Source organism: Corallococcus sp. CA054B, from assembly GCF_003611625.1.
Taxonomy (GTDB): Bacteria; Myxococcota; Myxococcia; order Myxococcales; family Myxococcaceae; genus Corallococcus; species Corallococcus coralloides.
Window position 1 is genome coordinate 1 of the sequence record NZ_RAVY01000267.1, and the last position, 10,989, is coordinate 10,989.

Genomic DNA, 10,989 nt, shown 5'->3' on the forward strand with positions numbered 1-10,989 from the left:
GCCTCGAACGCTTCCGCCACGCGCGCCCACTCCGGCTTCTCCACCTGCTTCGCCATGCCCGGAAGCGTCCGCCGCGCGCCGCTACCCCGGCAATCCCTCGCGGCACGTCGTTGGCCGGACGGTTACGCTGGACGCGCCCGGACTCCGAATTCCCAGCGGTTCCGAGGGTTTGCGAAGGGCTGATAACGGCTGGACGGGACTGCCCCTGGCCTCCGGAGCCAAAGGCCGCGGGTTCGAATCCTGCATCGAGCGCGGGGGAGGTTCGCGGAAACAGGAGAGGCGGAAGCCGTCACCCTGTCCGCGGACAAAAAAATGGAGGCCGCGACCCAAGGGGATGAACGACTCCCGGCGGGTGACGGCCTCCGAATAGAGGGCGGTCTAGCGACCTGCTCGAAAAGTAAGGCGCTCGGTGCTCGAAAGCAAGGACAGCTCACAGCGGGTGGCGGCACGTCTCTTGGAGTTCTTCTCGGCTCGCACCGCATGGTTCCGCGGACTCTGGGAGGTGGGAACGGTGCTCAGCCTCCGTGAGCTGTTGGAGGCGGTGGAGGCCGTCCCGGAGGGCGTCCTCGCTGACAAAGCGGTCGAGTGGCTGGCGAATGAATTGTCTCGGACCCTGGGACCGGATGAAGGCATCGCCCCTCAGTCCCGGAGCCTGTTGCAGCGTCTGCTTGGCTCGCCGTTGAGGCCTCGCTCCGGCGAACTGCCCGCGGTGCACCGTCTCACGGAAGAGATTGATGCGTCGTACCTGACGCGCTGGGCCGGGCAGCTCGCGCGGGGCGTTCCGGTGAAACCGGAGCGGGTGGCCCGTGCCGTGGCGTCTCATCTCCTGGATGCAGGGTTCAGCCCCGACTTCCTCCACCGCTGGCTGACCTACCGGCTCATCCATTCCACGCAGACCTATCGCCTTTCGGAGTTGCTGGAGGACGCCCATGTCCTGGCTCGCACGCCACCTTCGTGCTTCCAGGTCCTCCTGACCGTGCACAACGCGCTGGGCCTCCAGGGGCCTCCACCGCGCGAGTGGTGTGACGCGCCCACGGTTTCGAAGTGGTTCCTCGCGAATGGATTCGATGCTGCCCATGTTCGGCAGAGCGGAGGATGGTTGCTGACGGTTCACGCCCGCGATGCCTTCGCCGCGGCGGAGCGGGCCTCGGAAACGGTGGAGAAACTCTTCGCCCGGCTTCTCATTGGAACAGGCCATCCGATGCGGCATGGAGAGCATGCGTACGTCGAAGGCATCCCGCGGCCACTGCCGCTCCGTCGGCATCGGAGGGTCGAGGTTCGCAGCCTGGAGCGTCAGGACCAGCTCTTCGCATCCGGACCGCCCAGCCGTGTCGACGCGGCGTTTGAGTTGCTGGGTCAGTTGGATGCACCCGCAGTGGTCGCGGTGGCCGCTGGCTGGGCCGCCATCGAAGCGTTGCTGGTCGCGCCCGAGGATGGTCAGAAATCACCTGCCGGTGACCGGTTGGCTTCCCTGGTGGCGTGCTCGTTCCCCAGGGCGGAGTTGACGTTGCTGGCCTCCCTGCAAGTCAGAAGCAGCGGCAGTCCTCCGCGGGAGCAACTCCTGCGGTGCGCGAGCAATCATGAGCGCGCATCCGTGATGGGCGAGGCCATCCTGCAGGCCTGGCCGCTCACCTGGGCAGAGCCGGTCTGGAGTCACCGGGCGGCGGTCGCACGCATGGAGGGAGTGCTCAAGGATCCTCGCAAGAGACTGAAGGACGTGGAGGGCTATGCGGTGCGGGCATTCCGCCGGCTCTATCGGCAGCGGAACCTGGTGCTGCACGGTGGGAAGACGAACGCGGTGGCTCTCCGCGCCAGCCTGCGGACGGCGGCGCCATTGATTGGCGCGGGCATCGACCGCATCGCGCATGCCTGGTTCCGCCATGGGGTTCAGCCCCTGGAGCTGGCCGTGAAGGCCCGCCACCGGCTGGACCTGCTGGAACCCAAGGAACCCCTGGCGGTCCTGGACCTGCTGGAGTAGCGCGGCGTGGGCCGCTCACGCTGGGCCCTCCAGCGCTTCGCCCGTCCACCACCCCGGAGAGGTCTCCTTCCAGCGGACCGCGGAGGGGCGGCCGAAGAGCTCCACCAGCGTCTGCTCCATCCGGGCCCGGGCCTCCTCGAATGAAGTGGAGGGAGTGCTGTCGAGCAACCTCCCATCCGTGACGCCTTCCTGGGTGTAGATGGCGTAGCGCCAGCCCTCGGTGGACTTGGGCTGGTAGAGCACGACGGAGCGAAGCGCTTCGTTCGCCAGGATGTGACTCATCCCCCGGGTCTTACCGCAGGCGCATGGCGCATGGCCGTGACGCTGTGATTAGGGGAACGCGTCCACCACGGTGTAGCCCACGTTTCGAGGCAGGACGACGGCGCCGGGCTTGGAGCCCGGGGCCTTCGGCCACCGGCCGTCACTGTTCCCGAGGACGAAGCAGACCGGGTAGGTGCGGCCGTCAGGCGTCTCCGCTCGTGTGTAGCGGCCCACCACCTCCTCGCCCGCCGTCCACAGCCGTCCATAGAGCAGGGTCCCTTCCGGAAGCCCGCCGTGCTTTTCCTCCAGGACGCTGACGATGTCTCCGTCGCCCACGGTGGCCAGGATGGCGTCCGGACGGAAGGGATAGCGGATGTCGAGCGTGATGGCTGCCTTTCCATCCCGCCGAAGATTCAGCGCCTTCATCGCTTCCAGTGCCTCCGTGGAGCAGCGTTGGGGCTTGGGCATCACCTGCGCACCCGCGCAAGCGATGAGGGTCGATGCCGCGCCGACGGCCAACGTGCAGTCTCGCGCCAGCGAGCGGCCGCGAACCGGGCGGTCCTGCTTCAAGGGGATGCTCATGGCTTCCTTCTCCAGCGGAAGCGGCGCGGGGAAGGGAAGGGCCGCTCCGGACGCGGCAGCTTGGTCGGGCCCGGGCACTCGCGCCACGAGAGGCGTGGAGGACCGCTCTGGCGCGTGGATGTCGGACCTCGAGAAGACCCCCAGGCTCCAGACCAGCGATACGAGAGCCAGCACGCCAGCGACTCCCGCGGCTGCCCAGCGCAACAGGGGCCGCAGCGCCTGTCGGCGGCGCGCCCTGTTCGCGGCGAGGATGGCCCGAGCTTCCACCCGGGCGACCTGCCCGGGGACACGGCGACGCAGTTCGCGTGCTTCGCGAAGGCGTTGGATCCGGTCCAGGCGCTGGAGGCGTGCGTGCTGGAGCGGCACCTCCTGGCCTGGAGCCATGGGCCCCGCCATCCCGGGCACCTCCTGCGTCGTGCGTGAAGATGCAGAGATCGGGATGGCCCAGTCGAACAGGGGCAGATCCCACGTTGGATCCACATGGGCCAGGACCTGATGCAGTTCGGAGACCAGTGCGGATGCGCTCGGAGGTCGTGCTTCGGGCGAGAGTGCGAGCAGGCGCGTGACGAGCGATGCCAGCGCTTCCGGCACACGCGGGTTGGGCCATGCGCGTGCCCATCCCTCTCCAGCCTGCGGGAGCGCTGGATAGGCGTCTGTCAGCACCCGATGGAAGGTGACGCCCACCGCGTACAGTTCATCCGTCACGCTGTAGCGAAGAGATTCCCGTGCCTGCCTTGAAGGCACTTCCATCCGCCAGCGGTGGAGCTGTGGACTGGCGTAGAGCGCCGTGCCGGGAGGAGGCTGCCCCGTTCCGGTCAGCGGCTCCGCCTCGGGATGCCAGCCCGCGCCCCAATCCAGCAGGGTGAGCCGTCCGCCGGGCTGGACGCGGATGTTGTCTCCCTTGAAGTCACGGTGCAGGACGTCACGTTGGTGCGCGAAGGCCAGGACCTCCGCGGCCTGCATGAACAATGCGCACACCTCCCGAGCCGTGGGGTTGCGAGCGCGGGCCCACGCATAAAGCGACTCCCCTTCCACGTGCTCCATGACCAGGAAGGGGTAGCTCCCGGAGCCCGGCTGCCAGTTTCCCGCGGCAACGAAGCGAGGCACTCCTGGATGCCGCAAGCGGGACAGCACTTCCGCTTCGCGTGAGAACCAGGGGCTGTCGGGTTGGCGAGCGAGCTTCAGGGCGTACCGCCTGCCGCGTGGACGATGCTTCGCGTGCACGACGTAGACCGTGCCGTATCCGCCTGCCGCCACTCGCTGGACGACGTGCCAGGGGCCGATGAGGGTGCCAGCGGCAAGCGCGTCCACCACCATCAGCCGAACGGAAGGAGGGGCAGGGCTGAAGGCCTTCTGGGCAGGTTTCGTGGATGCGTGACGCATGCGCCCCGCGTGCTCGCCGGGCGTTGTCTCGTTTGGACTCATGGCACCCCCTGTTCCCAGCGGACGCCGCGTTCGCCCTTCGCGTCCAGCAGCTCCAAGGTGAAGTGCGTGCCCACGGGCAGCTCCGGAAGCGCGCGCCACTCCACCACCACGGTGGCTCGATCCCCGGGAGCCAGCTGTTTGACCTGCATGAGCAGGGGAAGCTCACGGATCGGCATCCCGTGGACGTTGGGGCCGCGCGGCGTCATCCGTGCGAAGCCAGGGGTCCAGGGGGCTGAACCCTCGGGATTGAGCAGCGATGTCGACAGGGCTCGGGTGCTCGCCGAGCGGTAGAGCACGTGGGGACCTATGGCGGTCATGCCCATGCTCACGGGAAGCTCCGGCAAGTAGTCCACGGTGACACCTTCCCGGGTGACATCCCCCATCAACACCGCGCCACCCAGTCCACGCAGCGCGCACTGCGCACGCAGTGTCGCGAGCCCCGCCTCGGTGACAGCGCAACGGGCCCGCAGGTCCGCGAGCTCCTTCCCCAAATCCTGCGCGGTGCGTCCCTGCCGGAACACCTCCACCTGCGAGTCCACCTCCGCCGTCACGGTCGTGAGCACGAACGCCACCCGCTCCGGAGCACTCGAGCCCGCGAAGCGCACCGTGATCACAGGCTCCTTGCCAGCGGGGATGTCCATGGACGCCTTGAGGACGAGCACGTCTTCATGCACCGACACGCGAGTGAAGTAGGGCGCGAGCACGCTCCGGTCCACGGACTCCGGAACGATGGGAGCATCGAAGGTGAGGGTGGTCACTTCATGGGCCGCGACATGCAGCGGATACAGCACCGGCGGTTCCTCCGCGCGCAGCGTGAGCTGCCGGGACTTGCGCTCCCTGACCAAGGGAGTGCGGGACTGCGCCACCGCCGTGGTGCCCAGCAGGACCGTCAGCACCAGGGGAATGACCGAAGTGGACAGCGACATCACGGGTCACCTCCATCCTTCAAACCTAACAGATAGGGGTGACACGCATGGGAATGCACGGGGCCTGGAAGGCCCTTGGCTGTGGCGGCTGGGCAAGGAAAACCCAGCCTACCTCAAGCATCCTTGGGGAAAAGGCCTACCTAAGACCGCCGGCCCGTCTTCCGCGCGAAGAACTCGCGGTTGAACGTCGCGACTCCCCACATGCGAGGGTCGTCCGGGAAGTCCTCCTTCGCCAGGGACTCGTCGCTCTGCTCCGCCAGCCAGCGGCTGAACTCCTCCCGCGACGCGAAGGTCCGCTTCGGCTGGGAGTCTCCCTGGATGTACCGCAGCCCCTGCGCGTACGTGCCATCCCCGGACCTCCACAGCGCGCGGGACACGCCCTCGCGCGGGTCGACGGTGATGGACAGGTCCGCTCCCGCGTCCAGCAGCTCCGCCACCCGCTGCGCCAGCGCGCGCCCGTACTTGCGCGAATCGAAGTGGGCCTCCGCGCGGGCCTGCTCCTTCGCGTCATGCTCCCGCGTGGCCGCGTTCGTCATCTGGATGCGCGGCGCCGCGTGCGCGTCGCAGACGATGGACAGCGCGAGGTCTCCCAGCCCGGGCGCCGACGCGTGATGCCGCCGCATCAGTCCCTGGACCTGGGCGCGCGGCGCCTCCGGCAGCGAACCGAACGTCAGCGCTCCGTCCGGCGCCGTGAAGAGCAACGTGTCATCCAGCAGTTCCCCTTGATGCTTCAACGAAGCGGACAGCTCGATGCGGGCCAGCCCACGGGCCTCGCGCTCGGCGCGCAGCCAGCGGACGATGTCGGAGTCTTCGGTCGGCAGGAAGGACATGGCTTGCTCCAGGGCTCTGGCTCGGTGCGAACCTGCCATGACCTGTAACGAAAGACTGACATTCCTGTCGCGCTTCAGTGCTGTTCCAATCCCTCGCGACGTGCGAAGCCCGGGTGCCCGCATCCAGTGAACCCTGGCCGTGGGCTTGCAGTACGTGCCCAACACCCAACGCCGTCGGATGACGGCCCCTTCACCCTGGATGACATGACTGCTCGACACTTCATCGCATCGCTGGCGCTGACCTCCTGCCTGGGCGCGTTGCCTGCGGCGGCGCAGGAACCCTCGAACTCCGGGCTCGCGCTGGGCGTGCGCGGCGCCTTCGGCATTCCGGTGGGCGACTCCGGCACGGACCTCTCGCTGAAGGACACGTTCGGCAGCACCGTGGCGCCGCAGGTGGACGTCGCCTACTTCTTCAACCGGCAGCTCTCGCTGGGCGGCTATTTCCAGTACGGCATCGGCTCCGGTCCCGGTGACGCGTGCGCGGACGGCGTGGACTGCAAGAGCAAGGTCCTGCGCTTCGGCATCGACCTGGACTACCACTTCCGGCCGGACGGCTTCGTCTCGCCGTGGGTGGGAGTGGGCGTGGGCTATGAAATCGGCTCGCTGGAGGTGGGCGAAGGGGCGGGGAACTCCTGGTTCAAGCTCGAGGGTTATGACCTGGGCCACGCCCACTTCGGCGTGGACCTCCAGCTCACCCGCTCCATCGCGGTGGGGCCCTACATCTCCGCGTCCGTGGGGCAGTACAACAAGGGCTCGATCCGCTTGGGCAATGCCGGGGAGATCAGCAACGACCTCTCTGACGGCGAGAAGCAGATCCACGTCTGGATCCAGCCGGGCGTGCGCGTGCAGTTCCGGCTGTAATCACCGCCTCGCCGTGCCGCCTTCACGTCTCCCGCGACGGAGGCGTGGGGGCGGGCAGGGGATAGAGGACGCGGTAGTCGATGCGGTGGTGGTAGGCGGCCAGATACGGAGCACCCCCGATATCGATGACCACCTGCTGTGGGGGCGTGGGCTGCTGGTTCATCCACGCCTCCGCCTCCTCCTTCGTGGCGAAGGACAGGCCCGAAGGAGTGAGTCGCCGGTCCGCCATCTCTTGGAGGTAATGCTCCGGGATGGGGGGCATGAAGACCAGATGGGTCCGCCCTGTGGCTGGTACGAACATGGCGGAGTAGTAGTCGTCTCCAATCAGCACATAGGCCTGCCGTACGGGGGGCACTCGCGCGTTCATGCCCGCCTCCGCTTCGGCTCGGGTCTTGAAACGGGCGATGATCAGCGGAGGCGCGGAGGCATCAAGGCTCTGGATGTACGCCTCGAATTCATTCGCCTGACCGGTGTTCAGGATGAACCGGATGGCATCCGATGCGAAGCGAAGGCCCTCCTTGTCCTTGTCGGAGGTGCTTTCAGAGAAGAGCCTGCCAATGATCTCCAGTTCGTCGATGAAGCGCATCAATGGGTGCTCTCCACGAGGGATTCTGGAGTGACGGACAGATCTGCCAGCAACACCGCCGGAGCGAGGACGATGAGGCCCGCTCCCGCCGATACAACGACGAAGATGACCCCGGCAATCACCACGGCGCTCCCTACCGCGATGGAGCGTTGATTCCTTCGAGCCCAATCGGAGGCGGCTTCCGCAGAGGAGAGTTCCTGCGGCCGGAGCTTCTCAAGTTCGATGCAGTCCATGTAGGGCCGCAGACATCGGTTGTTGCAATACTCCTCGATGCCTCCCTTGCCACGCGGAACCGTGTAGTGCTCGTAATCCTTGGGCAGGGGGCGGCTGACGCACTCCTGCATGCACTCCATGTGCTCCGCATCGCAGTCCCGCACGGAGCGCGCGGTCCGCACGATGCGCCGGCCCTCGGGGGCCTTCACGTAGTGGGCGAGGTCGAAGTCCCCCGCGGGCCGCCATTCCTGGGTGAAGCTCCCATCCGGGGCCTCCCTCAGGAGCAGCACCCGCCGGGGAAGCTCTTCCCTCGAAGGCGGGGCCACCGCCGCACGCGTCCCGCCACAGGCCGCGAGCCACAGGCAGAGCGCCACGGCAGTGACGCCCCTCCCCATGTGAATCCAGACGTGCATCCTTCCACCCAAGCAGAACCCCAGGTGGAAGTCATGTCACCGCGAACCGCTCAGAACGCGCTGCCGTTCGCCCGGCGGCCTGGAGTCGAGTAGTCGTAGCCCAGGTTGATGCAGTAGTCCCAATCCCCCATGGCGCTCGCGTCCGGGTTCCGGTTGAACGAATAGCCCGGGTACACGTCGACGCTGGCGCTCTGGTACGAGTGGCTGTCCTGCACCGTCCCGTCCGCGCGCACCAGATACACGATGTCACCCGCGCCCTGCTGGTTCATGCCCCGGTCGAACCGCAACCCGAAGCCGTTGTTGTTGGCGTACGTCGCGTACTGCGCCCCCACCGGCACCGCGGACGACCCCGAGTACACCACGTACGCCTTGCCCGCCGGCAACACCGTGCCCGACACGAACGTGTGCCGCGCCGCCTCCGCGCCCGAGTACGACTTCGCGTCGTGGATCTTCCAGCCGCTCAGGTCCACCAGCCCCGGCCCCGCGTTGTAGATCTCCACGAACTGCTGGTCGTAGTCCGGCGTCCCCGCGGGGCCATTGAGCGGCTGCGCCAGGTACTCGTTGATGAACACCTGCTGCGTCGGCCGCGTCAGCGTGAACGCACCGTCGCTCACGTCCGCCACGTCCGCGCGCGCCGCGTCCGCCACACGCACCCGCACGGCCGTGGAGGACTCATTCGGCACCGTCCACGTGTAGCGGCCGGTGGACGCCGTCAGGCCCGACGCCACCGCGCGCCACACCGTCCCGTCCAGCGTGTACGTGATGTTCACCTGCGACACGTTGCTGGACGTCCAGGTGATGTTGAACGTCTGGCCCGCCTGCAGCGTCTCACCGCCGTTGGGCGCGGTGACCTTCACGCTCCCCGACTGCGCGGCCGAGCCGAAGTTGAAGGTGCTGAAGATGGGGTAGTGGTCCGACGTGGTGCTCCTGTAGCTGACGATGCTCGGCTTGAGCACCTTCGTGGGCGCCACGTAGAACTTCGCCAGCTCGTTCGTCACCAGCTGATGGTCGATGAACTGGCTGTTGCTCACCGTCGAGCGCTCCCCGGACTCCGACAGCTGCTGGGTGAGGAACTTGTAGCGCGCGGAGTCCGTCACCAGGTTCAGGTACGGCGATTCGTAGGGCGTGTAGATGGACGCGTCCACGTCGTCGTTCCAGTCGCCCAGCACCATCACGTTCTGCGTCGGCAGGTTCGTGTCCAGGTAGTCCTTGAGGCACACCGCCGCGCCCTTGCGCCGCAGGTACGAATCCGAGTCCGCGTACGCCTTCATGTGCAGCACCATCACCGTCAGGTCCACCGGTGAGCCGCCCCGGAGCACCTTCAGGTCCACGCGCAGCGGCGGCCGGTACGCGAAGTCCAGCGCGCACTCCGTCAGCACGACGTTCGAGCTCACCAGCTCCACCGTGCTCGTCTTGTAGAGCAGGCCCACCTTCTGGGACGTCGAGCCGTACCAGCCATCACCCGCGAGCAGGCCGCTGTAGCCGTCGAGGTTCGCCTTCAGCGAGTTGAACGCGTCCACGCCGACGATCTCCGCCACGCCCAGCACGTCCGGCCCCGCGTCCGCGATGACCGCCGTCGCGTTGGCCAACTGCAGCGCCTCGTCCGTGGGGCCCTCGGTCAAGGAGCCGAACCACTCGATGTTCCAGTTGCCCACCTTCAGCGGCGCCGCCGTCGGCTGCGTCCCGCCATCCGTGCCGCCGTCCGTCTTCGTCCCGCCATCCGTCACCGGGCCACCGTCGGGCAGCTCTCCGGTCGACGTGGGCACGGGCACCTGGATGACCGCCTCCGCGTGGGCGCCGTTGGCGTCCTCCACCCGCAGCGTGAACTCATACAGCGCCGGGCCAAACGGCGTGCCGGTCAGCATCCCGTCCTCCGTCAGATCCAGGCCGTCCGGAATCGCGCCATGCTCCTTGGACCAGGTGAGGGGCGGCGTCCCGCCCGTGGCGGTGAAGGTGAAGGTGTAGGGTTTGCCCTCGGGCGCGTTCGGCAGCCGCGACGGCGTCGTGGTGATGACCGGCGCCGGCCACACGCGCAACGCGTAGCCCCGCGTGTGCTGGGCGCCCTTCGCGTCGCGCACCACCACCGTCATCGACCACTCGCCGGCCGTCGTCGCGGGGCCCACCAGCCGCCCGCTGTCTCCATAGAAGGAGAAGCCCGGCGGCACCTGGTCCACCGAATACGTGAGCGGCGCCGTGCCGCCCGTCGCCGTCAGCGCCTTCTCGTAGGCCGCCCCCACCGTGGCCGCCGCCAGCGTCACCTGGGGCAGCACCGGCCCCTCGGAGCCCGGTTCGTTGGAGCCACAGGCGACCAGCGCGAACAGGGACGTGAGCACGACGAGCGAGGACAGCGCTCGGATGGACCGGGACGGCATATGGGAACACTCCAGCACCGGGCCCGCCCCAACGCGGCCTTCCCGGAAGAGGGCACGCACCTTAACGTGTCTGCCATCCGACTGTCGCGCGCCCACCCGCTTGCACCCCGGCGGCGCCCCTGACGCACTGCCACGCGGCAATCAATGGCGCGCTCCGCCGTCCTACACGGACAGCGCGGAAGGCTTTGCGCGCGGTCGCTACGTGCAGTTGGATGGATTCGAGCAGACGGAGGAGACGCGTCATGGCCGAGAAGTGGGACAGGCAGTTGATGGACTTCCTCAAGCGCACCGGCGAGGACCTCAAGCGCACCACGGACGACCTCCGCGGGGAGGCCGAGCGCCTCCTCAAGGAAGTGAAGGACCCGGAGAAGCAGGCCAAGGTGAAGGAAGGCCTCGTGCAGCTGCGCACCTGGGCCGCCGCCACCACCAAGACCGCCGCGGAGAAGATCGAGACCGCCGTGCGCCGCGTGGAGACCTCCGTCGAGGAGGCCTTCAAGCCCGGCTCCGGCGCCCCCTCCACCCCTCCGCCCGCCGCCGAAGCC

Annotated in this window: 9 protein-coding genes, 1 tRNA gene and 1 pseudogene; 4 read left to right on the forward strand and 7 right to left on the reverse strand. The window is 68.0% G+C overall.

Features of this window, described 5'->3' with window-relative positions; translation table 11 throughout:
- Positions 1-172 precede the first annotated feature (172 nt).
- Together D7V80_RS42015 and D7V80_RS37600 are read left to right on the forward strand one after the other, a co-directional pair.
- A tRNA-Arg gene (locus D7V80_RS42015) sits at positions 173-249 on the forward strand.
- Between the two features lie 292 nt (positions 250-541).
- Positions 542-1,978, forward strand: a complete 1,437-nt coding sequence (locus D7V80_RS37600; protein WP_147447347.1) for a hypothetical protein — start codon at positions 542-544, stop codon at positions 1,976-1,978.
- Between the two features lie 15 nt (positions 1,979-1,993).
- Here the strand turns inward: D7V80_RS37600 and D7V80_RS37605 are convergent, their stop codons facing one another.
- The 4 genes from D7V80_RS37605 to D7V80_RS37620 all read right to left on the reverse strand — a co-directional run bounded on the left by D7V80_RS37605 (position 1,994) and on the right by D7V80_RS37620 (position 6,002).
- Positions 1,994-2,260 carry a hypothetical protein gene (locus tag D7V80_RS37605; RefSeq protein WP_120592653.1) on the reverse strand — a complete coding sequence of 89 codons (267 nt, stop codon included), beginning with the start codon at positions 2,258-2,260 and terminating at the stop codon, positions 1,994-1,996.
- Between the two features lie 48 nt (positions 2,261-2,308).
- Positions 2,309-4,204 carry a serine/threonine-protein kinase gene (locus tag D7V80_RS37610; protein ID WP_233586024.1) on the reverse strand — a complete coding sequence of 632 codons (1,896 nt, stop codon included), beginning with the start codon at positions 4,202-4,204 and terminating at the stop codon, positions 2,309-2,311.
- 38 nt (positions 4,205-4,242) lie between these two features.
- Positions 4,243-5,172, reverse strand: coding sequence for a DUF2381 family protein (locus tag D7V80_RS37615; protein WP_120592655.1), 930 nt, complete (start codon positions 5,170-5,172; stop codon positions 4,243-4,245).
- 140 nt (positions 5,173-5,312) lie between these two features.
- A complete protein-coding gene (locus D7V80_RS37620) occupies positions 5,313-6,002 on the reverse strand; it encodes a hypothetical protein (RefSeq protein WP_120592656.1) in 690 nt (229 codons plus the stop codon).
- 204 nt (positions 6,003-6,206) lie between these two features.
- Here D7V80_RS37620 and D7V80_RS37625 point away from each other — a divergent pair, with 204 nt between their 5' ends.
- Positions 6,207-6,863: an outer membrane beta-barrel protein gene (locus tag D7V80_RS37625; RefSeq protein ID WP_120592657.1), complete on the forward strand. Its 657-nt coding sequence runs from the start codon at positions 6,207-6,209 to the stop codon at positions 6,861-6,863.
- 22 nt (positions 6,864-6,885) lie between these two features.
- Here the strand turns inward: D7V80_RS37625 and D7V80_RS37630 are convergent, their stop codons facing one another.
- From D7V80_RS37630 to D7V80_RS43255, 3 genes are all read right to left on the reverse strand, one after another.
- Positions 6,886-7,449 (reverse strand): head protein, encoded by a 564-nt coding sequence (locus D7V80_RS37630; RefSeq protein WP_120592658.1) that lies wholly within the window; start codon positions 7,447-7,449, stop codon positions 6,886-6,888.
- Entirely contained in the window at positions 7,449-8,036 is a 588-nt protein-coding gene (locus D7V80_RS37635; RefSeq protein ID WP_147447348.1) for a hypothetical protein, read from the reverse strand. The genes D7V80_RS37630 and D7V80_RS37635 overlap by 1 nt, the downstream gene beginning before the upstream one ends.
- A gap of 89 nt (positions 8,037-8,125) precedes the next feature.
- Positions 8,126-10,447 carry a lamin tail domain-containing protein gene (locus D7V80_RS43255; protein ID WP_158616768.1) on the reverse strand — a complete coding sequence of 774 codons (2,322 nt, stop codon included), beginning with the start codon at positions 10,445-10,447 and terminating at the stop codon, positions 8,126-8,128.
- Positions 10,448-10,689: 242 nt separating this feature from the next.
- Here D7V80_RS43255 and D7V80_RS37645 point away from each other — a divergent pair.
- Positions 10,690-10,989 (forward strand): annotated as a pseudogene (locus tag D7V80_RS37645) (transcriptional regulator); the annotation flags it as partial.